We start from the raw sequence: 348 nt of genomic DNA, 5'->3' as shown, positions 1-348 counted from the left end.
GCAGCAAACAGACTGAGCAACCCGACTTGCGCTGGCTTTTCGATTTTTCCTGCTGAGCTTAGCCCCAAACTCCTTCCAGCTTGCACCGAGACCCTAGAGTGAAATGTCGCGGCGCAGTTGAAACAAACCACTTTGCCCCGCAGAACCGTCGTCCATGCGCAGCGCTGCGAAGGTCCGCCGTCCGCCTTTACTGTCGTCGACGCGTGCAGTTGGTACTGTCATGTCTGGACGTATATGGGTCGCTGGAAAAACAATCGCGCTGAGAATTCACACTTGCCGTTCCGACGACGAGAACGTGCCATGCAGCGCTTCCGCCGAATGCGAAGTTTGCAGAAATTTACCTCCGTT

1 protein-coding gene and 1 pseudogene are annotated in these 348 nt (G+C 55.5%); one reads left to right on the top strand and one right to left on the bottom strand.

All coding sequences use genetic code 11. The features are described from left to right. Window positions 1-93 precede the first annotated feature (93 nt). Window positions 94-222: a hypothetical protein gene (locus AB9F26_RS22395; RefSeq protein WP_369756618.1), complete on the bottom strand. Its 129-nt coding sequence runs from the start codon at window positions 220-222 to the stop codon at window positions 94-96. 15 nt (window positions 223-237) lie between these two features. Between AB9F26_RS22395 and AB9F26_RS22390 the strand changes: the two are divergent. Next, window positions 238-348: pseudogene (locus AB9F26_RS22390) on the top strand (DDE-type integrase/transposase/recombinase); the annotation flags it as partial.

It is taken from the genome of Falsihalocynthiibacter sp. BN13B15 (genome assembly GCF_041205415.1).
Taxonomy (GTDB): domain Bacteria; phylum Pseudomonadota; class Alphaproteobacteria; order Rhodobacterales; family Rhodobacteraceae; genus Falsihalocynthiibacter; species Falsihalocynthiibacter arcticus.
The sequence above is the reverse complement of the archived record's forward strand: the minus strand, read 5'-3'. Positions and strand labels throughout refer to the sequence as shown.